The 26,207-nt window shown below is 43.2% G+C and carries 21 protein-coding genes; 5 read left to right on the top strand and 16 right to left on the bottom strand.

The window, feature by feature from the left end:
- The first annotated feature begins 9 nt into the window (after positions 1-9).
- The gene (locus tag JV36_RS0100890; RefSeq protein ID WP_235207728.1) at positions 10-645 is read left to right on the top strand and encodes a hypothetical protein; all 636 of its coding nucleotides are present in this window, start codon (positions 10-12) and stop codon (positions 643-645) included.
- Between the two features lie 119 nt (positions 646-764).
- On the opposite strand, the gene JV36_RS0100885 is transcribed toward JV36_RS0100890, so the two are convergent.
- The 7 genes from JV36_RS0100885 to JV36_RS0100855 form a co-directional block, all read right to left on the bottom strand.
- Entirely contained in the window at positions 765-1,793 is a 1,029-nt protein-coding gene (locus JV36_RS0100885; protein WP_152561598.1) for a YncE family protein, read from the bottom strand.
- 48 nt (positions 1,794-1,841) lie between these two features.
- Positions 1,842-2,963 carry a PepSY domain-containing protein gene (locus tag JV36_RS0100880; RefSeq protein WP_160173372.1) on the bottom strand — a complete coding sequence of 374 codons (1,122 nt, stop codon included), beginning with the start codon at positions 2,961-2,963 and terminating at the stop codon, positions 1,842-1,844.
- A gap of 29 nt (positions 2,964-2,992) precedes the next feature.
- Entirely contained in the window at positions 2,993-3,661 is a 669-nt protein-coding gene (locus JV36_RS0100875) for a PepSY domain-containing protein (RefSeq protein ID WP_235207727.1), read from the bottom strand.
- Positions 3,662-3,725: 64 nt separating this feature from the next.
- A complete protein-coding gene (locus JV36_RS0100870) occupies positions 3,726-6,902 on the bottom strand; it encodes an efflux RND transporter permease subunit (RefSeq protein ID WP_032097221.1) in 3,177 nt (1,058 codons plus the stop codon).
- On the bottom strand, positions 6,895-8,646 hold the full coding sequence (locus tag JV36_RS0100865; RefSeq protein WP_081926478.1) for an efflux RND transporter periplasmic adaptor subunit: 1,752 nt from the start codon (positions 8,644-8,646) through the stop codon (positions 6,895-6,897). Before JV36_RS0100865 ends, JV36_RS0100870 begins: the two co-directional genes overlap by 8 nt.
- Positions 8,646-10,046 (bottom strand): TolC family protein, encoded by a 1,401-nt coding sequence (locus JV36_RS0100860; RefSeq protein ID WP_052010304.1) that lies wholly within the window; start codon positions 10,044-10,046, stop codon positions 8,646-8,648. Before JV36_RS0100860 ends, JV36_RS0100865 begins: the two co-directional genes overlap by 1 nt.
- A 235-nt stretch (positions 10,047-10,281) precedes the next feature.
- Positions 10,282-10,734, bottom strand: coding sequence for a hypothetical protein (locus tag JV36_RS0100855; protein WP_152561599.1), 453 nt, complete (start codon positions 10,732-10,734; stop codon positions 10,282-10,284).
- Between the two features lie 843 nt (positions 10,735-11,577).
- On the opposite strand from JV36_RS0100855, the gene JV36_RS0100850 reads away from it, so the two are divergent.
- A complete protein-coding gene (locus tag JV36_RS0100850; RefSeq protein WP_032097223.1) occupies positions 11,578-12,324 on the top strand; it encodes a glucosaminidase domain-containing protein in 747 nt (248 codons plus the stop codon).
- Positions 12,325-12,911: 587 nt separating this feature from the next.
- Here JV36_RS0100850 and JV36_RS0100845 read toward each other — a convergent pair.
- The 8 genes from JV36_RS0100845 to JV36_RS0100810 all read right to left on the bottom strand — a co-directional run bounded on the left by JV36_RS0100845 (position 12,912) and on the right by JV36_RS0100810 (position 21,185).
- On the bottom strand, positions 12,912-13,460 hold the full coding sequence (locus JV36_RS0100845; protein ID WP_032097224.1) for a YaeQ family protein: 549 nt from the start codon (positions 13,458-13,460) through the stop codon (positions 12,912-12,914).
- Positions 13,461-13,542: 82 nt separating this feature from the next.
- Positions 13,543-14,589, bottom strand: a complete 1,047-nt coding sequence (locus JV36_RS0100840) for a mechanosensitive ion channel family protein (protein WP_032097225.1) — start codon at positions 14,587-14,589, stop codon at positions 13,543-13,545.
- A gap of 281 nt (positions 14,590-14,870) precedes the next feature.
- A complete protein-coding gene (locus JV36_RS0100835; protein ID WP_032097226.1) occupies positions 14,871-16,844 on the bottom strand; it encodes a RecQ family ATP-dependent DNA helicase in 1,974 nt (657 codons plus the stop codon).
- A 97-nt stretch (positions 16,845-16,941) separates the two neighbouring features.
- Entirely contained in the window at positions 16,942-17,898 is a 957-nt protein-coding gene (locus tag JV36_RS0100830; RefSeq protein ID WP_032097227.1) for a YihY/virulence factor BrkB family protein, read from the bottom strand.
- Positions 17,899-18,089: 191 nt separating this feature from the next.
- Positions 18,090-19,061, bottom strand: a complete 972-nt coding sequence (locus tag JV36_RS0100825; protein WP_152561600.1) for a S41 family peptidase — start codon at positions 19,059-19,061, stop codon at positions 18,090-18,092.
- A gap of 214 nt (positions 19,062-19,275) precedes the next feature.
- Positions 19,276-20,274, bottom strand: coding sequence for a hypothetical protein (locus JV36_RS0100820; RefSeq protein WP_032097229.1), 999 nt, complete (start codon positions 20,272-20,274; stop codon positions 19,276-19,278).
- A gap of 219 nt (positions 20,275-20,493) precedes the next feature.
- Positions 20,494-20,703 (bottom strand): helix-turn-helix transcriptional regulator, encoded by a 210-nt coding sequence (locus tag JV36_RS0100815; protein WP_032097230.1) that lies wholly within the window; start codon positions 20,701-20,703, stop codon positions 20,494-20,496.
- Positions 20,704-20,708: 5 nt separating this feature from the next.
- On the bottom strand, positions 20,709-21,185 hold the full coding sequence (locus JV36_RS0100810) for a hypothetical protein (RefSeq protein ID WP_052010305.1): 477 nt from the start codon (positions 21,183-21,185) through the stop codon (positions 20,709-20,711).
- A 281-nt stretch (positions 21,186-21,466) separates the two neighbouring features.
- Between JV36_RS0100810 and JV36_RS0100805 the strand changes: the two genes are divergently transcribed.
- The 3 genes from JV36_RS0100805 (at position 21,467) to JV36_RS0100795 (ending at position 26,001) form a co-directional block, all read left to right on the top strand.
- On the top strand, positions 21,467-21,667 hold the full coding sequence (locus tag JV36_RS0100805; RefSeq protein ID WP_032097231.1) for a hypothetical protein: 201 nt from the start codon (positions 21,467-21,469) through the stop codon (positions 21,665-21,667).
- The gene (locus JV36_RS19175; protein WP_235207726.1) at positions 21,664-24,984 is read left to right on the top strand and encodes a hybrid sensor histidine kinase/response regulator; all 3,321 of its coding nucleotides are present in this window, start codon (positions 21,664-21,666) and stop codon (positions 24,982-24,984) included. Before JV36_RS0100805 ends, JV36_RS19175 begins: the two co-directional genes overlap by 4 nt.
- Before the next feature lie 111 nt (positions 24,985-25,095).
- Complete coding sequence (locus tag JV36_RS0100795; RefSeq protein WP_032097232.1) at positions 25,096-26,001, top strand: sensor domain-containing diguanylate cyclase; 906 nt, start codon at positions 25,096-25,098, stop codon at positions 25,999-26,001.
- Between the two features lie 26 nt (positions 26,002-26,027).
- Here the strand turns inward: JV36_RS0100795 and JV36_RS19810 are convergent.
- Positions 26,028-26,207: hypothetical protein (locus tag JV36_RS19810; protein ID WP_235207725.1), on the bottom strand; the 180-nt coding region annotated here is incomplete at its 5' end.

Genomic DNA, 26,207 nt, shown 5'->3' with positions numbered 1-26,207 from the left:
AGGTTTATTATGAAAACTACGTTGACTAAAACAAAAACTTTTTCTACTTTTTGCACTGTGTTTTTTACAGCATACATTACGGCGTTCTCCGCATTAACAAGCGCAGCGTCGGCTCCTTTGGTGTCTATCGAAACTCACGATAACTTTTTTAATGCAATAAAAGCCCACTGCGGCAAAGCATTTATTGGAAAGGTTACGAAGGATAACGTAGGCAATACATTCGGCGGCGAACAGTTGGTTATGCATGTTCGGGAGTGCTCGGATACTCAACTGCATATTCCGTTTCACGTCGGGGATGACGCCTCTCGTACTTGGATTGTCACCAAAACAGGTGCCGGCTTAATGCTTAAACACGACCATCGTAATGAAGATGGCAGTTTTCATACCTCTACCATGTATGGCGGGCACACTGATAGCCGCGGCTATAACGAGGTTCAGTCATTCCCTGCTGATGCATACTCAAAGCAGTTATTTATCGACTCTGGCATTAATGCTTCCACTGACAACGTATGGCAGATGATGATTTACCCAAAGCGTTTTAGTTATCGCTTAGTGCGTCCTGCAAGGGAAGTTCAAGTAGACTTTGATTTAACAACCCCTGTTGACCTACCAAAAACGCCTTGGGGATATACTCCACTTCCCTAAACAGAAACGCTGGTCGAATTAGGCCTGCTCTGTTGTTGTTATTTAGACCATGCTCATAACATCCAAAAGCGCTTTTGAGAACCAGTAGCGCTTTTGGGATCCGGGGCATTTGGCTACCACTATCGACTGATAAAAATCACCCCATCTGGATTATTTCCGGTAGGAAACTCAGCAATGACTTGCTGGGTGTGGATGTCTATCGCCACTATCTTGTTTTTTAAATTTAACGATAAAAAGGCAATATCATGCTCTGGATGCATGGTTATACCCTGCGGCCCCGCCTCTTTTTCTAGGGCTAATGTGCCAAGCTCTTTTTTATTCGTCGCGTCAAAAAAACGAATGTAGTGCTTGCGAAAATCAGGCACCATCGCCACCGACTCATCATGGTTAAACAGCACTCGGTAGGGAAAGCTAAAACCGCTCCAAGTTGCAAGTACAGCCTCAGTTTCTGGGTCAACAACCACGAGTTTGCCTTCCTTATTTGCGCCATACCATAACTCTTCTGCGCTCTTGCGATAGTTAATAGCTTCGGGCATTGATAACGTTGGCATGTTTTTAAGCTGCTTTCGATTGCTCATATTCACAACCGATATCGAGTTACTGCCTATATTGGTGGCATACGCTACGCTTTCATCGTTGCTAAGAGTAACCATATGCGTGGTATCTTGGGCTGTCTCGATTTTATTGGTGACTTTGCCCGTCACCACATTTGCTATACCAAGGTGTTTAGACTTACCAGAGGTAAAAATAATCCGTTCATTGTCGTTTAAAAATTTGGCGCCATGAGGCCCTGGCAGTGTGCTAAGTGGTATTGTCCTCGCTACCTCAAGCGCATTTAAATCGAAAACAGTTAAACTGTCGCCACCCACAAAATCAGTGCTTACTGCCCATTTTTGATCCTCAGACATAACGAGTTCATGGGGGCCTTTACCCGTGGGAAGCGTTTTAATGATGAGCTTTTCGCTAACATCAATAATACTGATACTGTCGTCAGATTTATTCACCACGACTAAAAGACCAGACTGTAGCCGTTCATCTTGGTATTGGTCTTGATTTTGATTTTGAATTTCAGATTGATTTTGCACCGCATTCGCCGAATTTAAAAACCCCGCAAACACAAGTAGCATAAAACTAAAACGTTTCATCATTAACCTCTTTGTTTTCATCAATGTACTGCAGTCAGCACGTGTTAGCATTCACCCGCTATTACCCGCGCTGCTACCAGCACTACTACCAACAGTAATAACGCTAATCTTAGATACCTCTGAGCACTTGTGCTGACATGCTAATCGATATCCTTTATCTAATTCCGATGACGGCAAATTCACCTTTTCAGCCGGTGTTATCGCTAAGTGATTATCAGCTAAAAACTTACATTTACCGCACGTACCAGCACCATCGCATAGTGAAGATAAGTGGATCCCTTCCCGAGAAAGCCCTCTAAAAAGGCTACTTTTGGGATCAAGTTTAACGGTTAATGTTGCTGATGAGTTTGAATGAATGTCACTGAAAGGAAGCGCGCTTGAATAAATCACAGACACTGACCGTTTTTTGCTGAAGATTGATAACGAAAAGCTACCTTTCTGATAGCGCTGAACCAACAAAATTATGCCCGAGACAGAGAGCATGAGTGCCGATATTGCGAATATAATAATAAGCCCGTGATTAAAGCCCCCGCTACTATCATAATCCATAAAATGAAGGCCATAATCCATAAAATGAAGTTTGAACATTAACGCCTTTAGCCTCGCGTCATCATTCACGTGTTTGATTACTTGGCCGGTTACGCTGTCTAAATAAATTGCAGTATTGTTTTTATCATTGGCAGACACTTTCCACATTGGGTTTTGTTGTGCAGCATAGTCTGAAAACGGCGGTTGAATTAGCTCTGGCCTGCTCAATGCGCTGCCGCCGGTATACGAGCTATTGGCAATCTGTGATATTTGCGCAGGTGTTAGCGCCGTTCTATTACCACTAACCGCATCAAATAATAGTGAAGAGCGAGGTTGATAAGCATGCGGCCCCTGGCGACTAATTACATGATAATAGGGATGCTCGAGCACCCACACTAATTCTATTTTCTTAAGCGGCTCAGTTGGGTGTGAAGCGCGTTCCCCTAGGGCTAGTTCGTTTACTGGAAGCATTTTGAGGAAGAAGGCATCTCGGCGAGTAGTTTCCTTAAGGGCTAAGTTTGAGGGCATTGCCGCTCGTAATTCGTTACCGCTCGCTTTTTCAGCGTCCATAAGGTTGAAGTAGAGCCCTGTCACAAGCCAAATTAAAAGCTGGATCCCCACCAATAACGAAAGCCATTTATGCACCCATGCCGCCTTTAGCTTGAAAGACGCCATCAGCGAGTATGCTCACTACGCGCTTCGCCAAAGCGTACAATGAGTAACACGCTTCCTGAAAGCACAGCAGCAACGCCTAAGGCTGCAATAATAAACAGAAACCAGTTTGCAACATTTTCTCCGTCATCGTAATCCATAATATGAAAACGCCACATCCAGTCGAATATTCGCCAGTAATCGTGACGTTTAGTGACGACTTCTCCTGTTTGCTGACTAATATAAAACGTAGGATTGGCAATGCCTTCAAACTCAACTTGCCATACAGGAAGGTAACGGGAGGACAGTTCAGCAGGCATTTCTGCTGAGCTTTGGATCAGCCTAGTATTCTCTATAGCGTCAGATTTAACGTAGTAAAACTGGGCGATTTCACGGGCGGTCTCTTCATCGATACTCGGTTTTCGTACTCCTGTACTTCCATCAACGATAAATTTACTAGAGCCAGTTGAAACAATATAAATTGGGCTACCCATCAACTGCGTGAGAGTGAAGTTAGAAGCATTAGGGTATTGTGCAAATAGCGTAGACATTGAAACCTTGACAGAAGAAAGGTTCAACGTCGTTGATTGAGGCTTTATTAATGATTCTCCGTGTATATAGTGAATATCCATACTTACCATATAAACGCCAGTGAAAGTCCACAGCAGAAACTGTAAGCCTACTGCAGCCATCAACCATCTGTGGTACTTCCTCGCTGCAGCTTTAAACTGCAGCGACTGCCGCCACCTCATCAGACTAGTCAAGGTGGTCAGATTTGTGGCTAAGCCCGCGATTAAACACACTGACTTGGGGCTTTTTCACCAATAAATATAACGCAGGCAATACGATGAGCGTGAGTATTACGGCACTTGTCATGCCGCCAACCATAGGGGCTGCTACCCTGCTCATTATCTCAGAACCTGTTCCTTCACCATAAAGAACGGGCAGCAAGCCTAATATAATAGTTGCCACCGTCATCATTACTGGGCGCACCCGCATTCCAGCCCCTGCTAGCAAAGCGTTTCGAAATTCCACACTTGATATTGCCGTGCCTCGCTCTGTGGCTTGCATCTTAAGTTCGTCAAAAGATTGGTTTAGGTACACTAACATGATCACGCCTATTTCTACCGCGACTCCTGCCAGTGCAATAAAGCCTACACCGGCTGCCACCGAAAAGTTATAGCCCTCAAAGTACATTAACCATAACCCGCCAATCATTGCCATTGGCAGTGTGACTATAATGATGGCTACTTCGCTAAAGGCCTTAAAATTAAGATAAAGCAAAACGACAATAATGGCGATAGTTAACGGTAATACGTAGGCTAACTTTTCTTGTGCCCGCTCCATGTACTCATATTGCCCCGCCCACGTCATTGAATAGCCAACAGGAAGGTCGATATGCTTGTCTAAATATGCTTTTGCAGTAGAAACATAAGAGCCTAAATCCACATTCTCAATATCGACATAAACCCAACCATTGAGCCGTGCATTTTCGCTTTTTATTCCCGAAGGTCCGGTCTCAACGTTAATATCTGCCACGTCCCCCAGCGCAATGCGCTGTCCGTTTTCCGTCAATAGCGGTAATCGCGCCAATTGCTCAGGCGAATTTCGGTAGTCTTGCGGGTAGCGAAGGTTTACCGAGTACCGCTCCTGCCCTTCAATGGTCTGCGTGACATTAATGCCACCAACAGCCGTCGCCACCACTTGTTGAATATCATCAATATTTAGCGCGTACCGACTGGCCTTCTCGCGAGATATGTCAACGGTGATATAACGCCCACCTGCAACTCGCTCTGAGTATACTGAAACGGTGCCCGTTACTTCAGCCAGTGTTGTTTCTATTTGCTCACCAATAGTCTGAATTGTATTGAGGTCTGGCCCCGCCACTTTTATTCCAACGGGCGTTTTAATCCCCGTCGATAACATATCAATGCGCGTTGTAATCGGCATGACCCAAGCATTGGTTACCCCTGGGAATTTTATTAGTTGGTTTAGCTCCGCTTTTAGTGAATCGGTAGTGACGCCCTCTCGCCACTGCGTTTTTGGTTTTAATTGAATAAAGGTTTCAATCATTGTTAGTGGTGCAGGATCGGTAGCCGTGTCGGCTCGCCCCACTTTGCCAAAAACAGTGTCCACCTCGGGCAGCGTTTTAATCAGCTTATCGGTTTGCTGTAATAGTTGCCTTGCTTTACCTATAGAAATGCCTGGATAAGTAGTGGGCATATACAGTAAGTCGCCCTCATCGAGGGTAGGTATAAACTCGCTGCCTATCTTGTCGATGGGCCAAAAACCCACAGCGGTAATAATAAGGGCCAGCGCTATGGTCGACTTTGGAAACGTCATTACTTTTTTTAATACCGGTAGATACAGTGCAATAAGCAATCGATTGAGCGGGTTTCTTTGCTGTGAAGTTACCTTTCCTCGAATGAAATACCCCATAAGCACAGGTACTAGCGTAATTGCTAAGCCTGCTGCAGCGGCCATTGCATAGGTTTTGGTATAGGCCAGTGGTGCAAACATTCTGCCCTCTTGGGCTTCTAATATGAATACGGGTAAGAATGAAACGGTAATAATCAAAAGACTAAAAAACAACGCAGGGCCTACCTCACTCGCCGCATTTGACACAACATGCCAGCGGTTATGGCTATTTAAGGTATCGCCATTTTTGTTCAGCTTTTCTATGTGCTTGTGCATATTTTCTATCATCACGATGGCGCCATCGGTCATTGCGCCAATGGCAATGGCGATGCCAGCTAACGACATAATATTGGCATTTATCCCTTGGAAGTACATAACGACGAAGGCCATCGAAATACCCAACGGCAGTGTGAAAATAGCCACTAGGGATGAGCGAATATGAAACAGAAATACCACGCAAACCAATGCAACAATAACGAGCTCTTCTAGCAATGTATCCCAGATGTTATCGACCGCTCGCCCTATTAATTTTGAGCGATCGTATACCGGAACAATCTCAACGCCTGAGGGTAAAGAGGACGTCAGCGAGGCAACTTTATCTTTTATTCTCTCTATTATTTGCTGAGCATTTTCGCCATAGCGCATAACAACAATACCACCTACCACTTCGCCTTCCCCATTGAACTCAGCAACACCACGGCGCATTTGTGGGCCTACATTGACGTAGGCTACATCGCCTATGCGAAGTGGCGTTCCCTGCTCGTTTAATCCAAGGGGTATGCGCTCTATATCTCCAACCGATTCGATATAGCCCGTCGTTGTGACCATGTACTCAGCTTCAGCCATTTCAATAACAGACGCGCCAGTTTCTTTATTTCCCCGCTTAAGAGCGGTTTGTATGTGACTAAGGGGAATGTTGTAAGCTCGAAGTTTGTTTGGTTCTACCTGCACTTGATACTGCTTTACCATTCCCCCCACAGTGGCCACTTCAGAAACACCTGCCACAGTTTGTAACTCGTACTTTAAAAACCAGTCCTGAATACTGCGAAGCTGACTTAAATCATAATTACCTGTGGTATCAGTGAGTGCATACATGTAAACCCAACCCACGCCTGTGGCATCTGGTCCTAATTGAGGTTTTGCTGATGAAGGCAACGTTTCTGAGACCTGACTCAAGTATTCCAATACCCGGCTTCGAGCCCAGTAGACATCGGTATCGTCATCGAAAATAATATACACATAAGAGTCGCCAAAATAGGAATAACCCCTAACGGTTTTCGCTCCCGGTACAGAAAGCATGGCGCTTGTAAGAGGAAAGGTCACCTGATCTTGCACTACCTGTGGCGACTGCCCCGGATAGCTGGTTTTTATAATCACCTGCACATCCGACAAATCGGGTATGGCATCAACTGGCGTATTCTTAAGGGCATAAATACCCGCGCCCCCCATTATTAACGATAGCAAAACAATCAATATACGGTTTGCTATCGACCACCTTATCATTGACTCAATCATGATTCATATCCTTATGGTTCATGGCTTTATGATTCATGTTTTCATGTCTCACATCCTCATGATTCACATCCTCATGATTCATATCTTCATGGCTCATATTTTCATGACTCATTTCCTTATGCATGGGCTTCTTTGATGAGGGGTTAGCGCTTTTACGTGTCATGGCTACCACGATAAAGTCTTCGAGAATTTCAAAGGTGAAATTAACGGTATCACCCACGTTAAATCTAGTGAGATCGATGCTCTGTGCAACGGTAAAATTCATAGTGGCGGGCGGTCTATTCCATTTCTCGATGGCCTCTCGGCTAATATTCACTATACGCGTGGATGTATTAACCGCGTTGATCACTCCTGTCACCGTTGCCGATGACACCTCTGGCTTAGGTCTGCTCGAATAAGAGTGAGCCGAATGAGAGCCAGCTAAATGAGATGAGCTGGAATGAGAGCTGGCCGAATGCGGCTTCTCACTGGACTCCATGCGGGTGAAATCTGATGTTTTACTAGATTCGGAATCGAGTAAGAACTGCGCCGAAGTGACTACCCTATCTCCCTCATTCAGCCCGTCTAAAATTTCAATACTGTCCTGACTGACTCGACCTATATTCACGCTGACAGATTTAAATTTGCCATCGCCAAGAGCAAGCACAACTCGGTTTTGCATACCTGTGCGGATAACCGTCTCTTCAGGCACAACTAAGGTAGGCTCTGATTTTCCAGCATGAATAGTCACGTTGGCAAACATGTTAGGTCTGAGCAGATTATCCGAATTGTCAAAAGCCAGCCTAATCCTCAGTGTTCGAGTTTTTTCATCAAGAGCAGGGTATATATAGTCAACCTTCCCCATCCACTCCCTGCCTGGCAAATAATCGAGGGTCATGCTTACCGGTAGCCCTTTTGAAATCTGTACAACATCGCGCTCATACACTTCAGCTTCCACCCAAATCTTGTTTAATTTAGCAATACTGAACAGTGTATTTTCAGGCTTAACAAAAAAACCTTCTCGTATATTAAGTCCATCTACCACCCCTGATTGCGGTGCATAAAATGTGATGTTTTGTTGAACTTGCTGTGTGGTTTCTAGTTTTTCTATCAAATCTGGCGAAAGCTGTAACGCTTTAAGCCTGTTTTTTGCAGCATTAACCAAGGCGCTATTTTTTCGTCGAAGCGCGATGACTAGCTCTTCTTGCGCATTGACTAATTGAGGTGAATACAAGGTATATAAAGGCTCACCTCTATCTACCGCGTTGCCTTCTGCTTTTATGTAAAGCTTTTCTATCCACCCTTCAACGCGGGGATGTATGTGTACAATTTCATCCTCATCGTATTTAACGTATCCCACTGACACAATGTCACTGTTTATTGCCTTTCGCTCGGCAAGCGCTGTCCTTACACCTAAGTTATTAATAACGTGAGGGGCTATTACCACAGTACCTTTTTCAGCAGTAGTGCTTAGTGTCGCGTCTTCGAATACGGGCACTAAGTCCATTCCCATGGGCGACTTGCCAGGCTGGTCACGGCGATAATCTGCGTCCATGGGGGCCACCCAATAAAGGGGCTTTTTTTCTGTTGTACTTTCGCTGCCCTTCACAGTACTTAGCTCGTGATGAGAACTTGAGTGCGCTAAAAACAGAGTTTCAAACGCAACCTGAGCAATAAAAAGTGCCAGTGCACCTAAGGCAAAACCAATTAGCGAAGGCTTAGCAATGAGTACAGAAACCTTTGTATTTTGTGATTTATTCGCCATTATCTTACTCCCGCGTTCATTTGTGTTTCAAAGTTATTTTGTTTTGCCTTTGATTCGACACCTGCAAAAAAGTAGTTAATTCGCGCCACCGTTTTAAGCGCTTCAACGTCTATCTTAAGTGCAGAAATTTGCGCATTTAAAACAGCAATTCTCGCTCGTACCACCTCGGAAAAATCGCCATCATCATTGGTATAGGCGGTAAGAGAGGCATCGGCTTGCTCATTGGTTTGCTGAAGTATCCCTTGCTTGTACAGGGTTTGTCGCTCTCGCAAACGCGCAAGCTGTCTTATCTCTGTTTCTAGGGCACTTAACATTTGCTTGGTTAAAAGCAACTTTTCTGTTTTCACGGCTTGTGTCTCCGCTATTGCTGCTGCAACCTCTTTATCCTGTCGATTTTTTGTAAATAGAGGTACATCAAAGGTCACACCAACAGAAAAGAAGTCTGCTCGGCTTTGTCCTGACGGCATATCATCTCGATACCCATAGCTGGCGTTAACACCCCACTGAGGCTTGTATTGCTGCTTTGCCAACTCAGTCGTTTTCTCAAATACTTTTCTCTTTTGCTCTATGGCCTTTAACGCTGGGTGTGTTGTTAAAATCTGTGCCATTTTCTCTCTGGCATATGAAGATGTGTCAGCAGCGTCTGGGCTGACTAATTCGATTGATGGCACTGAGTCTGTAAGTGAGAAAGACTGAAACTGGGACTGGAAATTAGAATTAAAGCTATAGCCCTGTGCTTCGTTATCATATGACTGGAACCATTCGCTTAATTGAGCAGTGGCAGATTCTAACAACTGCTTTTGTGACACTAATCTATCTTCTAACTGAATAATTTCTAGATCTGCACGAATGACATCTTGCTGACGCGTACTGCCTAATGCAGCGGCATAGCTCGCTTTTGCTACTTCCGCCATTTGCTCAAACAGCATGCGATCAGATTCAATCAGCACAATGGTTTGCTGAGCTAAATACGCATCTAACCAGAGCTCCGTCACACTTGTTGTTAACCTCGCTTTTCTGTCATTGCGAAGCTGCGTAAATTTAAAGGCCTCTATTTTTAACTTACTTTCTTTAATCGCTAATGAGTTTCCCCGAGGGAGTAATTGTGAAACGCCAACATTAAACTGGGTCATCGCTTCTTGGTTTAACGAGAATGAATTGGTCGGTAAATTCATCATGCCAATAGACACTTTAGGATTGGACCATGTGCGTGCTGCAACGCTTCGATAATTCGCCGCATCTTGTTTTAGTTCACTGCCATGTAGCCAAGGGTCATTTTTAAGCGCCAGCGAAATAGCTTGTTCAAGCGTAATAACCTGGTTTGAAGGTGCACCGAGTACAGGCAAACAACCCCATAAGCAGCCTACTAACACTGCGAAAGCATTGGCTAAGCATTTCATAATATCGAGTCCTTACAAGTAAGCGTGAATGCAGTTAAAAGAAGATGAAAGACATCCTATTCATCATCATTTATGCTGCAGGCAAACCTACCGAATTTTATAAATTTAAGCGTTGGAATGGACCTGCTTAGATGTGTTCAGACACTGAAGAATGAATGAATAATTTCTGAATATGGGCCCATGTTAAACATACGGTTGTGCGCGCTTCCGTGAAAAAAAGACGCAACTATTCTGTTTAGCCAATAATGGGGGGTCTAAATAGAGAGGAAGATATTGATTTAGGTTTACCACGCTGTTCGGCAACAACATGTTCGCTGAATGTTAACGCCGTGACGGAGTGTCGAATTACAGCAACTAGACTAGCGTTTGAACAAGTACTCGTCTCGCACATGCATTCATCGAAACAGCAGTTACTATCACTCATTGCCATTTTATCATTCGTACTCATGGCCATTGAGCTTGTTTCTTTATCACTCGTGCGACCGGTGGTGTGAGCAGAGTGGTTAGCATGCTCTAAATGATGGGTATCTACATAACTGATATTTAAACGGTTGGTACTAAATGTATCTTGTGAAGATTCTTCTTCGTGTGTGCTATGAACACGTGGGTTTTTAGAAGCATTTACAGCTACAGTGGGGCCTGTGATTGTGTTTAAGCTTGAGTTTGTATTTGCGCTGGTGTTTGCCATTACACAATCTTTTATGCCATGTGCTACAGAATTAGCATGTTCAAAAGAATGCGCACGTGCAAAGGACTGCCCACAAGAGGCAATCAGCAAAAATACAACAAACACATATTTTGTATACGCTTTAAACATAATCCAACCACGGTAATATCGCGTAACAATGTTATGTGATTATATTTTTAAAGTAAATGTGTGGGCAGAAATTTCAAAGCTAGGCTTGTACAAAGCAAATAAATTCAATTAGATACTAAAAATGAGTGGTGAAATTAAGCCGTTTTTAGCCATCTTAATCCTTTGAATTGCTCCTACTTATCACTCATGACGAAAAATAACACTTGATCACATAACTGTAATAATGTAAATTTAAATAGTGAAAATTTATCAAAGGGGGCTTATCATGCTTAAGACATTCACGAAGTTATTCAAACGCAAGCACCCATACGCAGTTGCCGCATACGTAGGCCGCAAAAACGCACAACGTATTTTAGATTGTAAGATCGAGAAAAAGTCGAAGCTTCTTGCACACGACTAGCTACTAGCATATGGCTCCGAAAGGAGCGATGAACGCCACGTTAGGCAGATTCATCGAGTGAAACATAAAATCCGATGGTGCAAGCCATCGGATTTTTTTGTGCCAATAGAAATATACCAGATACCGTTTCCAACGAAAAGTGTTAGAAACGCTCTCCCCCATGACAGAATAATTGCCTCACCTTTATTAACTTTAATTCACCCTCTTCTCAATAAGTTGCAGTGCATGTAAGAACCTGTATGGTGAAAGAGTACTCATTCAGGTAGTCCGCTAATAAAGCGCATTATTTTATTTAAAAAAAGAGGTATCACCTGATGTCAAACTCGAAATACATTATTGTTGTAGTCGTTGCCGTAGTGGCAACTATCGCTGCGTGGTTCACGTTTTTTGCCAAAGAATCTGCGCCAGACTTTACTGCTTACGCCGCAGGTCCTGATCGAAAAGCTGCTTTCTTTGAATACTTCACGCCCATTATTGTAGATATAAACAGAGAGCTAGCTGCCGATAGACAGCAAATTCAAAGTGCATGTGACGCCGGTGAAACCGGGACATTAGACAAATTCCTTACCAAATTTCGCATTGACGACACTGACCTTGAACAAGACTCCGCCTGCAATATATTGCTACGCCGGGCAGACATTGTCCCTGCGTCATTGGCAATTGCACAAGCCGCTAATGAAAGTGCGTGGGGAACGTCTCGTTTTGCCAAGCAGGGGAATAACTTTTTTGGTCAATGGTGCTTCACAAAAGGCTGTGGCATTGTTCCAAAATCTCGAGATGCTAATAAAGCTCATGAAGTTGCCGATTTTCGCTCGCCTGCCGATTCAGTAGAAAGTTACATGCTCAATTTAAATACCCATGATGCCTACAAACCATTGCGTAATATTCGTCAGTCGTTACGTAAAAAAGACGAGGCTGTCACCGGAGTCGCGCTTAGCTATGGCTTGGGCAAATATTCTGAACGTGGTGATGAATACGGCAAGGAATTACGCGACATGATCAGCTTTAATAAATTGGCATCCCTTGATAAGTTGACACTGGAAGAAGTAAACGCTGATTAACCACACCAACTCACCAAAGCGTATTGTTATAGCAAATAAAAAAGGAGCCGCATTACTGTGGCTCCTCCGTGCTTTGGCTAGCAAATCAGCCAGCCAGAATGGTGACGAAAAAAGGGTTAGTTAGAACGCACCCCATTCATAGCCGATTCACCTGTTTTCAAAACACTAGACATATGATCACCTCCTTAAGTATCTGCTAAACACAATACGAATGTAGCATTTGCGTTGGGCATGTAAAGAGAGATTGATTTTCATGGCAAACATTTAATCTTTTGCTTTTCTACTCTTTATACCAGCCCGCCTAGATAATTGCTCACTCAGAAGGCGCTGGCAAGTTTCCTAGCAAAGCGTGGGAATGCAGGAATGGCTGTTGCCTTTCAAATTCCCAGAATGAAGCTAGGGAACTTGCCAGACCTTCCCAAAGGGCGAGTTTAAAATGCCCGTACTCTTTGTTGTGTCACCTTGATGTAGAACCACTACACCTGCGGGAACACGCCGCGATTACGAACATTTTAAGTCTCGCTGAGTGGGTAATTATCTAGGCGGACTGGTATTATTCTTCTAGGTAGCTACTCAACAAAGCGCAACTATAGATGCTTCTCTATTTCTATCTCCACACTTTCAGTTTCCTGTGAGTTCGCAAAAGTGAGCCAAATTTGTCCATCTTGAATCGTTACTTGTATTTGCATAGAACGCTCAACTGCTTTTGACAGCGTTGCCGATAGCGCATCAGGAAGTGTATACACAGAAAGGTTCTTCTTAGTATTAAGCTTATTCTGTTCTTTCTTCCACCATACATCGAAGCTGTTATCAGCATAAGCGTAAATCTTCATTTGCTTACTTTGATTACAGCCTTTTTTAATGCGCTGGTCAGAGGGTTGCCCTAATTCAATCCACAGTTCAATTTCATCACTGAAACTTTTTTGCCATAAATCTGGCACCTCATCGTCGGATAAACCTTTTGTAAACTGCAATTGCTCATGGGCATTAACAATGAAAGCGATAATACGCAGCATCATACGTTCGTCGTTTTCAGACGGGTGACGGGCGATGGTTAAGTTGTGATCGTTGTAATAGTTGCGGTCCATATCGGTTATCGAGATATCCGCTTTAAATATCGTTGCTTTAAGTGCCATGTTAATCCTGATAGGTATGCCCTAAAGGCATTTTCTCGTCAAAGGCTGAGTACGCCGGTACTGGTATTTTATTTTGCTGACTTTACTCAGTCTCTTTTGTTTGTTGCTCTAATTTTATAATGTTATCGACCTGACTAAGTGCCCCTTCGAGCTCCTTCTCAAGCGCTGTTTTGTCCGCACCCTTGGCCTCTGATATCTGCTGACGCACACTCTCAACCTTGGCTTTTGCATCTCTTAGCGACTCTTCGTGCTGCGCCGCTAGTTCGGCCTTATCAAATGCAATTGCCTCTTGGGCATCATCGTCCTCCACGCTAGCACTTGTCTTACTAGGCACATTAGTCGGTACTTTGGCGATAAATTTTTGCGTTGCCTCTGTGGGTCGCTGAGCAACAAAGTTAGGCGACATAATTTCAATATCGCTATTGTGGAGCGTATCTAAAATTGCTTTATGTAAATTTGAACGTGCCGTTAATACACTTTTTACTTCTTTCAGAAGACCAGCAACACGATAAGACACACTGAAATCTCCCAGCTCACTGACCTGCACGTACCCCTCTTCTAAACCAGCATCAAGCACTGCTTTGGTGAGCGCCTCGGTTACGCTAGTGTGATGAACATCGTAACCAATAGAGATATTCGCTGTGATCAAGGTGCCAGAAGAGCGGATAACAGACACAGGGTTATTAACCAGGTAGCTGTTAGCAATATGGATTAAATCACGCTGCTCAGTTTGTATCTCTGTATCGAGCAATCCTTTTTCCGATACTCGCCCAAAATAATCATTACAACGAATGAAATCGCCCGTTTTAAAGGGTTTGTTGAATCGAATGACCAACCCAGACATTAGGTTTGCAACTATGGTGGTGGATGAGAAAGCGATAACACCTGACACTAACACCCCAATTAACGCCAACAGCTGATTTCTAGAGCTTTCACTTACCGGTAGTGTGAGCGCGACCGCTATCAATAATACCAAAACAATGACAAACACGACCATTTGTCGCGGCAAACGCTGCTCGCTGGTTAACTCTTGAGCACGTCTTAATAATATCCATCGCACTGCGATAATCATTACCGTCCCAAAAGATAATGTAATAACCAAAGGTAACCACAGCGCCAAAATTTCCATGTGCTTTTCGCCTATTCGCTTATTTGCTTAGCGTTCCTGATACCTAGGCATGTTGACCTTGGCTATACAGTCAGGACCAACGCGCTCTAGTGTTAGATTCGTCATCGTTAATGATATAGGGCTGATGATATAAGACTGATGTTATAAGAACAACGGCCAAGGGCGTATTGATTTTTACTGTTCATATTTACAGTAAGGCTCCCCACCCTAGTAACCGTTTTATTTCTTATTATTTACCGCTTAATAGTTACTGCTTGTTATTTACTGCTTATTCTTGAATGCTAGCCGCGAGCATTCGAGTGTAAATAAGCAGTCACCACCGCTTTAACATCTGCATAGCGACAGTTTTCACAACAACCAAAGCCCTGTACCTGCCTCACTTTCATCCGAGTAAACAGCGGCATAGACATACCAGTAAGAAAACGACAGTACGTATTTTCAGTTATTTGGGTGTGTACTTTACCTTCAAGGTGCTTGTTAAGTGCCGTTATTGCGGCTGCTATTTCGTCCTCATCAGGCGCCGCTATTGAGTTTGAGTAAGTCAGCTTTGCCACGTTACCGCTGCACACGCTGCAGTGTCCGCACCGCGCTGGCGCGTCTTTATCATCAAAATAGGCGGATAAATTGGCATTTAAGCAGCTATCGAGCTCAAAGAAACGAACAAGAGCAGCAATACGCTGAATTTCTTTGCGTTCATTGTCGGCAAAATAGTGCGCTAACTTTTCGGATAAGTCACTTGCAAGTAATGCCTGCTGATTCACCTCAAACACATCGGTAATTAAACGTGACGCCAATTCAATATGGTTGTGCTCGTGCAAATATTCTAGTGCGCTCACAACTCTGCTTCGCTCGGCCCCGTAGTGCTGATAAATATCATCAAAGTTAACCACACCCCACACCTTTTTCATTGCTGTGTTGTTAAAAACTGCATTTAGAAACTCACTGCGCTCTTTAGCAAACTGACTGAGAATGTCTGCTTTTTCGGTTATAAAGCGAAATTTAAACTCTGCAAAATAGGCATAAAGTGGGCGGATAACCTTGGCCAATTCTAATTGCACTAGCAATGTTTTAAGCGGGAGCTGTCGAACATTACTTTTGGTCGATAGACTGTTTATCTGAGTTTCCCACTCATACACATTGTCGTTTACTGTTTCTGGGCCTTGAGAGGCAATGTCATCAATAACCGCTTGGACGGCTTGTTGGTCGGGAGTATCGCCATAGACAAAGTTTTCAATGGTAACCAGACCATCTAAATTAGCTAATACGGTGCAGTTAGCCGCTTTTCCGTCACGCCCCCCTCGACCAATTTCCTGGCTGTAGTTTTCAATGGATTTGGGTAAGTCATAATGCACTACAAAGCGAATATCTGATTTATCTATTCCCATACCAAAGGCAATTGTTGCCACAACGACCTGAAGTTTGTTGTCCATGAAGTCGTGCTGTATACGTTGTCTAACGTCGCTGTCTAAACCGGCGTGATAAGCACTTGCTGTATAGCCATTTTGTTGTAAAAAACGGGCTACTTGCTCAGCGCTTTGTTGCAGGGTTACGTAAACAATGCCTGCACCTTGCTGCTGCTCTAATTCATTAAGCAATGCGTTATTTTTTTCTGACTCTACCACCGGCAACACATTTAAATTCAAATTTGAACGATAAAACCCGGTTTGAATAATGTTTGATGGGGCAATGTCAAATCTGCGGGCCATGTCCAGCTTGACCTTTTTAGTAGCCGTAGCGGTGAGCAGCAGTACTAAAGGTATTTTTAAATCTTGTTGATAGGCGGGCAGCTTTAAGTAATCTGGTCGAAAGTTATGCCCCCACTCAGAAATACAGTGGGCTTCGTCGACCACCAGCATCGACACAGGTACCGACTCTATAAACTGACGGAAACGCTCGTTTTTAAACCGCTCTACTGACACCATTAATATTTTGCACTGGCCTGAGCGCACGTCACTCATAACTTTCTTGTTTTGCTGGGGCGTTAGCGTTGAATCTATACTCGCCGCTGCAATGCCTTTGCTGTGTAAGAATGCGAGCTGATCTTTCATCAGTGCTAACAAGGGTGATACCACCACGGTAAGGTGCGGTAATTGCGTAGCCACAAATTGATAGCACAACGACTTGCCTGAGCCGGTGGGAAAAATAGCGAGCGACGACTGCTGATTCAGTAAGCCTTCAACCACCTCCCGCTGTCCTGCTCGAAAGGATGGAAAACCAAATAGGCGTTGTAGCGCCAAAGAGTAGTCTGCGGTCATTGAATTGCCTGCTCCTTAAAAAACGGCTCTTACACAAGCTCGTTTAAATACTGGCAGGCATGATACCGCAATACATCAGTAATTTATGCGTTCAAACTTAGGACTTGCGTAAATCTTCAGGTGTATTATCAGCAACCACAGCGTTTCGCTCCCCCATGGGCTTATCTTCACCCACGGTGCTATCCACACTCGTTTGTAGCTCTATGCTTGAGTTTACTTCAGCACCAATGAGAATAATGTAGGCACTTAAATACAGCCACATCAGCAAAATGATAATTCCGCCCACTGACCCATAGGTTTTGTTATAGCTGGCAAATTCATTTAAATAGATAGAAAAACCATACGAGGCCGCTATCCACAACACTGTGGCGAGTAATGCGCCTGGAGTCACCCATCGCCACTGCGCAGAGCGACGGTGAGGCGCATAACGATACAGCGCAGAAAGACAAAAGTTAAACAGCACAAGCATGACAGGCCACGTTAGCCACATGGCCTGTTTATTATCTATTGAACCACCGGTTACCCAGCTTATTGTCTCGGGCAATATAGTAATGCACGCCAGAGCTACTATAACGGTGGCAATCATACTGATAGTGCAGGCTATACGCGCTACTAAGCCGTTAAAAAAGCCCCTACCCTCATTTTCATTGTAGGTAATATTGCAGGCCGTGATTAATGCATTTGCTCCTTTACTGCTGCTCCAAAGCGACAAGAACAGGGTTAAAAAGAAACCCCAGCCTAATGCAGAGCTCGACTTTTCCGTAAGCGTTTTAAGCTGCTCTTCAATGATATAGCTACTGTCGGAAGGCACCACATCTACGAGCAAAGCCATATGACGCTGTAATTCTTCCGGCGACACGATGAGGCCATACAACGATATCGTCGCGCCCAACAAGGGAAAGATAGCCAGCAAACAATAAAACGCGACGCCAGCAGAAATAAGTGGAATGTTATGCCCACCAATATTGGTAAAAATACGTTTAAGAATGCTCCACCAACTTTTAATTGTGAGCTCAAAAGCTGTGCTTGCTTCACTAAGGTGTGTATTGCTCATGTTCTCGCGTTAACTTTTTTATTGATAGGATAGATACAGCAGTGGGTATGACTAGGATTAAAATATTTTCACACAGTTTATGATTTCAGCCAGCGACCGCTTTTAATGACGGCGCTTTTAATGACAGGTGCAAAAAAACAAGCGAAAGCAAAAGCATAATGAAGATGTATGCATTTTAATTGCCTTTCGCTTCAGTTACTTTTCGTTTCAGTGGTTAAACGTTTCTCAACTAGTTCAAGAGCGGCTGTCACTGCGTCGGTTGCCTCACAGGGAATATCCGGTATGACTCCCTCATCTTTCCAGCTTTCTTGGGTAAACGGATGTCGTAAATCGCCGTAGGTCATCACAAGATTGATGTGCTCACTAAGTGGTGTGGTGGTCGATAGATAGCTCAAACCCATTGTACGCGTACCTACAACAGTCGCCTTACTTGTCTGTTGAAGTGTATAGGCTACAAACTCCCACGAACCCGCCACAAAAGGCGATGTAACCACAAAAATAGGCACCTTCTCACCCATTTTAAAATCGGTATTACTCGCCACTAGCTGAGAAGCATTATTGTGAGCTAGGGTAAGCGTTGCGAGGGGTTTACCTGTAGGTACAAAGTAACTTAGGAATTGCTTAGCAACATGCAGGTCGACGTAGCCAGCACTTCTTAAATCGATAATGAGGGCAGTGGCGCTAGATAAGTAAGCCACAGCATTGTCTATATCGCTTTTTGCGTGCTCATTAAAAAGGTCGCCATCAATTCCCAAGTAGCCAATATTCGATTCGAGCAATTGGGTTTCAATGGTACTGGGGAAAACTCTATCTGGTGCGTTGGCCAAATTTTCTGACCCAGACCGCCATGTAATCTCAAAATTAGCATCATGGCTTGAAGAATATAACAAAGATTCGAGCTTTCGTTTAAACCGATGAAATTGATAATGACCGTCAAAGTCACCTTGGTTGAGAGAGGTGGTGATCTGCTCAGTTATCTTTTCCCGATGCTTCTCATGTAGGTAGTCTTTATCTACACTCACTACAAGATTATTCAGCGCCTTGACGACTTCTTGTTGTGATAGCAGTTCATCTTCAGCAGTCACACAAAATGATGCAAACATCGACGTAAAAAGAAACGCGAAGTATATCAACAAAGTAGGAAAATGGCGTAAGGTTATCAAGAGCTTTCCAGGTAATGTATTCAATATATATGTTTGTCTTCGCCCTACTTTTTCAATAGGCAAATAAAAAAGTCACTACCTGAGCCTTGATAGTGACTTTCTCGATACGGTATTAAATCTACTGTTTAAGATCAGCTTGTAAAGTAGCCGTACCCCTTGGGTTGTTTAGCTAAATCTTGTGCTAAATCCTTATTGGGCCTTTGCTAAGCCCTTCTTAAGCCTTTAATACGGGCAGCTTAAGCTGTATTGGCTGAGGCAGTGAACTTACAATCCCTTTTCGGCAGCTATGCCAAAATGCAGATAACAACAGTAGCGTTGAGCCAATACATAGCCCGGTAATGGCAAAGCTATAGGTGACGAAACCCACGTTTTCCAGTAATGTCGAAAACGTATAAATAACATAAACTAGCGCCGACACCATTATTGCTCTGCGGTCGACTGCAATGGCAATAACCGCTAACAAAACGTATAAACCAAGCACCACAGCGGAAATCATTAGCCCGCTATTGCCGTCTAACACACCGAGGCTATTAAAAATAGGATGTACAATCATAGGCGCTGAAATAAGGTGTAGCCAAAAAGCAGTATCCGAAGCACGAGTTTGTCTTAGTGTATCTTTGCTATCCCATACCATTGCCAAACCGAAAACAAGTAAACCAAACACTAAAACAATATGGTTAACGTAACCTATCAACACAGGGGCCACATAAAATAAACATGCTGCAGCAAAAGCACATAACGTGGCGGCACCCGCGGCTACGGTAATGGGTACATGAAAACGTGACCAATGCATTAAAGCGCCAACGGTGGTAATAAGACCTGCAGCAATAAAGGCGTACTCTTTTACTTCAGGCTTAAACAGAATTGGCGTTGCAAATAAGCCCCCGAGAAAGGCGAGTAAAAGTGCAATAGCAGGCAATGCCATACGACGTTTATTGACAAAGTATTCAGCTAACCCCCATGAACCTGCCGCTACAGCAATGCCGGCTAGTGGTGGGGAAATAATAAAGCCAAGCCATGCTAAAGAGCCAAGTAAAAGCGCACTGGCTATAACAACAAAGATGTCATTAAAGCCATTAATAAGGCGAAAGTTCTCTTCATCAACTAAATGACTGTGGCGCAGTGTATTGATAGATTCTCTGAACCTATTTACATCGCCCTGGCTAAAAATGTTTTGCTGCACCGCATGTGCTAGGTCTTCATCTGTGTACATGGTCTTTCCTTATTATTGCTTTTAGCTAGATATGTAAAAATAGTAGTCAGAAGAATGGGAGCAAAAAGAGCGCCAAATAAAAATAACCAATATAATCATAAAGTTAAGAATTTTCGCTCTGTGAAGTAGCAATTTACGCTAACTCTTTTAAGTAATATGACGAAAATGTAGCGTGATATTTAATGTTAAAAAAGCAAGCGGGCTTATCACCCAGGTGCCCTAATCATCAGGAAAATAGGCAAACACTTCTTCTACAGATTTATCGAAGAGTTTGGCAATTTTGAACGCTACCTCTAGCGAGGGGTTATACTTGTTTTTTTCAATAGCCATAATAGTTTGCCGCGTAACACCAACGGCCTCAGCAAGTGTTTGTTGCGTCATCTCGTTAGCAAAAAAGCGACATTCTCTAACTTTATTCGTAATAGCCATAAAGGTTATACCGCGTCTTTTCTATAAAGTATGATTTGATGTGTAAATCTCACTATTTCCGAAAGAATAAACATAAGCAACAGCACATGCACTTCAAACAATGGGATGGGAAAGTAGGATTTTATCGACGATTCAACACCAAGTGCATGTGGTAGCAATAATTGACCTAATGTCATGACTACTCCAATACTTAATACCCAGTAGCCACTGTTGTTAGCAGTTAACGCGATAAATCGGTCTCGCTCATCACCTTCTATGTCAGCTTTAGAACCTGCAACAGCAATAAGTGACTGGAAAATAATTTCTACAATAATGATATATAAAATAGCCTGACTCAAATTTCCCATGGCTATATCAATAGCTTGCTGCTCTGACACGCTAGCTAAATCAATGTTGATTACATTTAGTGTGTACGAGCCAAAAATCACTAGTGTGGCAATGAGCGATAGCCAGGTACTTTTTTCTTTTAGTGTCATGTTCATAAGTAGCTCCATTAAGTTTGTTACCGCGACGTAATTTAAGACATTGTGCGCTTGAGGGTGCGCTTTCAATGAACCAAGAGTAATTAATTTATTACTCAATGTATAGTATTTTTAACATTTAGATTGAAATAAATTACTTTTCGACATTTTTATGAATAAGATCGAATGCAGTAGAAGTGGAAATAGTAAAGGTGAATGTGCCAATTTTAATAAAAAAGAACCATTCGACGTACACCGTTTATTTAAAATAAACATTAACGGCTCATTGAAGGAGAGTATGTGTGCGATCGTCAGCCGTAGTAAATGCAAAAAATCTGACTTATAGTAACGGAAGTGTATTCTGTAGCCACCGACAAAAGGGAATGATGATCACCGATAGTAAGGAATTCTCAAGCTTTGTCGAAGCGTGCATAGATGAAGTGAAGAAGCGATTTGGCGATACTAGTAAAGCCAATCGCGTAGTGAGTTATTTATTGACGTGAAAGTGGCAGTACAGCAGTTTATTTTTGTGGTCGTTGTTTTCATTGGTTTGTCGATGAAAACAGTGATGGCTATGCAAAATATGCCGCTTCAAAGCACGCTTGTTCAAAATAACGCGTTAGAAAGTGGCCTTGGCCAGATACAACCTACACCCACGCTATTAAACTCTCTTAAAGAGCGCATCAAACAAAACGAGCCATCTGTAGAAACCACGGTTAAAGGGCTTTCTCAGTACTTCACTAAACACCCCAATGATTACCACCACGCCCAATTTCTTAACTTAAAAGCCTATCGTGATATTTTAAAACAAGATTATGTATCAGCTTATCAACAGCTTTTAGATGCTCGCGAATATGCCAAGGTTAGTAATAACAAATTAGCCCTTGCCGAGTCATTTCGGTTGGAAGGATTTATTTTAGATTTCTCTGGCGAGCATGGGCGAGCACTAGATGCCTTGAATCATTCTCTTGAACTGTATAGTCGGTTAGATAGCGACGAAGTGCTGTCGGTATACAGTGCAATGGGTAATGTGTATTCCTCGCTCAAAGATTTTGAAAAGTTACTATCGTTTAGCCATCAATATCTTTCCTGGGCGCAACGATTAGGGAATAGAGAAAGTGAAGGTATTGCTTATTATTTTCAAGGCTATGCACACAAAGAGTTAGGCAATTATCAGGATGCGAAAGTTAGCCTACTACTAGCGGATGACATTCTGATTGAAATCAATTACCCCTTTATCGGCATTGTGTATAGCTCTATGGCAGAGCTATACATAGCGCAAGGGAATATGAGTGAAGCATTACGAAGCCTCAACAAAGCCGCAGAAGCAGATCGCAAGGTTGGATTTCGATACACCGAGGGGCCTCGTCTGCTGCAGCTGGTTGAAATTTATTTACAGCGGGGTGAAGTCGAGCTGGCTATCAGCGAGCTTGAGACAGGACTAAAAAAAGAAGAGGTGCAGAGCGACAAGGCGCTGCTGCTTAGGTTTTTAGAGCAACTCATTTCACTATTTGAATCAACAAACGATTATCAGTCGGCCCTGCAATATTCAAAACAATTTCAAGAAACCTATAAGCAAAGTTTTAACGAACAACAGTCTAGATTACTCGCATTAAATCGCGTGCGTTTAGCAATAGCAGAAAAAGAAGACACGATACAACTGCTTGAGAAAGACAATCAGTTAAAAGAGCAGCGCAATATTATTCAACAAAAAACCAATACTTTTCAGCTTTACTTTATTGCCGGCGTTATCTTGTCTTTAGTGTTAGTAATAAGCTTGTTGCTTAGAACTCGGCAGCAGCGCAGTGCCCTAAACAAGCTAGCGAAAGAACTGCAAAAGGCAACCGACGCAAAATCTGATTTTCTTGCTCGTATGAGTCATGAAGTCCGAACTCCACTCAATGCAATTATCGGGCTTACCAAACTTTCTCAGCGCGCGGCCGAAAGTAAGGACCAACAAACCAACCTGTTGCAAATCGAAGGTGCATCAAAGACATTATTGAGCGTAGTGAACGATATTCTCGACTTTTCAAAAATTGAAGCGGGGAAAATGGATATTGAATCGACGCCTTTCAATATTGACGCTTTGGTTAATCAGGCAATTCGATATCACCTGCCCCGCGCCAACGAAAAGCACATTGAGCTAATCCAGCACATTGCCAGAGATGTTCCTCATAATTTAATTGGGGATCCGCTACGCATACAGCAAATTTTAAATAACTTTTTAAGCAATGCGCTTAAATTTACCGACGATGGACTGGTCTCTGTTAGCGTGGGGTGTGAACTTGTCGCCGACGACGTAGTGCTTGAATTTGAAGTAAAAGATACGGGCATTGGCTTAAATAACGAGGAAAAAAACAGGCTGTTTCAACCATTCAACCAAGGCAATGAATCCACATCTCGGCGCTATGGTGGAACCGGATTAGGTTTAGCCATATGTCAGCAGCTGGCTTCATTGATGGGCGGAAAAACATGGGTTGAGAGCAAGTTAGGCAAAGGCGCTAGCTTTTACTTTACGGTAAACGTAAAACGTAATTTAGCAGTGAAGATAGTGTCTCCCTCTAAACAGCTATCTGCCCTAAAAGTGTTGGTCGTAGATGATGTAAGCTTATCACGGCACGCAATATCAGAGGCGTTATTGATGGCCAATATTGAAGCCGACCTTGCCACGGGCGGTCAAGAAGCTATAGCTAAATTACGCAACGCCACGGCCAACAATGCACCTTACGACTTGCTCATTTTAGATTGGAAAATGCCCGATATTGATGGCCTTGAAGTTGTCGCGATCATGAACCAAGAGTTTGCTGCTAGGCCTCCTAAAGTCATTATGCTATCTGCGTTTGAGTCGGCGCAAATGCGTGAACAGGCAACACGCCTCGGTATAAAGACTTTTATCAAAAAGCCCTTCGGAGCCAGTGAACTCATCAATAATATTCAGGAGCTGTGTCTAGATTACCGCGCAAGTGCAGAAATAATAGAGACAGATGTGTCTGGATTTCTGGACCTTGCCGGTAAGACTATTCTGCTAGCAGAAGATAATGCGCTTAATCAAAAAGTGGCCTTAGGTTTACTTAAAGATACTCACGCAAACATTCAAGTGGCCAATAATGGCATAGAGGCTGTCGATATACTTCGTCGCAATAGCGCTTTTGATTTAGTGCTTATGGATATTCAAATGCCTGAAATGGATGGCTTAGAGGCAACCAAAGTCATTCGCGGTGAACTACAGCTTACGATGCCTATCATCGCTATGACAGCTCATGCTATGCAGCAAGACATCGACAAAAGTATCGCGGCGGGAATGAACGCTCACCTCAACAAACCTGTCGAGCCGGACAAACTATTTAGTGTACTGGCAACCTTAATTCGCGAACATAAAGCCACAACAGCCAGTATTGGAGCGAAAGAGTTGTACGAAACTCCTGCCGAAGCGAAGCCTCTCAAATCACTTACTCGTATCGACAAAACACGAGCAATGCAGTCTTTGCTTAACGATGAATCTTTATATACAACTTTGCTTACCGACTTTATAGCACTGCAAGCAGAGCTTGACGCGCTTTCTGTGGCTATTGCTGATAAAGATTACCTTTCAATTTCACGGATAGTGCATATTTATACTACTTCTCTTAAGTACATTGGTGCTTATGAACTCGCTGAATTAACACGCGCTGTCGAACTCACCATTCAAAATCAAGAAGAACGAGCCGAAGACTTTGAAACAGACTTTGACAGGCAGCTTGAAATAATGAGTCGTGCGCTTGCTGAAATACATGAAATAGTTAAAGCAAACCTCAATGCTAGCGGCATCTCTGCGCACTAGCGAATATAACAACTTAGAATCGTATTGCTGTTCAAGCCGTAAACATTGGTGATTTTAGCAACATGTAACTATGCTTTCGTTATGGGAATTGCAAAAAGACTTTCTTTTTAAATGCACAGAAATATATCTTTAATTGAATTAGAACACCTGCTGGAGTTTGCGCCCTGTGTTCTATACAAATACGTGCTATTCCCTAACGGTGATGGGAGCCTTTTGTATGTAAGTCCAGGCAGCAATGACTTATTAGGCCTACACGCTAAAGACATGATGGACGATATCGATAATTTTTGGAATATAGTTTACCCAAGCGACTTAGAACGACTGCAAGCAGAAGATAATAGTGCAAACCAACTGGGCGATTTTTTTGGTTCAGACGTTCGCATAAACAATCCAGCAAAAGGTACTATTTGGATAAGATTGTCCTCCAAGCCAAGTGATGAATTTTATGAAGGACATCAAGTTTGGACAGGCTATATGGTTGATATTTCCGATACCAAACGCCTTGAAGCTGAGTTAGAAGAGCGCGCTCGACGAGATGCTATGACACAGCTGTGGAACAAAAGCGAGATAATTAGCGCATTAGGCGAAGAGCTATCTCGTTTTGAACGAGATAACCTACCGTTCTCAATAATGATCATGGATTTAGACCACTTCAAAGCCATTAACGATAACCATGGCCATCTTGTTGGTGACGATGTGCTACTTAAATTCACCGAAATTGCCTCTTCAGAACTTAGAGAAGTCGATATTTTAGGTAGGTTCGGAGGTGAAGAGTTTTTAGCTATTATTCATAATGCGTCGCAAGAGGAGACAATGGTCATTGCCGAGAGGATAAGGCAATCCGTTGAAAAAACCTCTTTCACTGAAGGCTCGACCTCGTTTTCAATTACGGTAAGCATTGGTATTACAGAAGTCAAAAAAACACACAAGCAAACACCTGAAGAGGTCATAAAGCGCGCAGATGACGCGCTTTATCAAGCAAAACAAGACGGGCGAAATACAATAAGGTTTAAGTAACTTTGCAAATGTCGACACTAAAGCAATTAGATGTAGTGGCTCAAATTTAATCTGGCACTTCTGATCGGGAGCTTCGACTTAACCTGAAAGGCAGCAAACGACCTAAAGCCGACATTAGCAATGTAAGCTGTCAGACTTTTATGAGCGACTACCAGATCGTCACCACCGCGCGGGCGGTGGTCTGCTGAAGACAAGGAGCAGACGGT

The sequence above is a fragment of the Alteromonas sp. LOR genome (assembly GCF_000753865.1).
Lineage (GTDB): Bacteria > Pseudomonadota > Gammaproteobacteria > Enterobacterales > Alteromonadaceae > Alteromonas.
The sequence above is the reverse complement of the archived record's forward strand: the minus strand, read 5'-3'. Positions and strand labels throughout refer to the sequence as shown.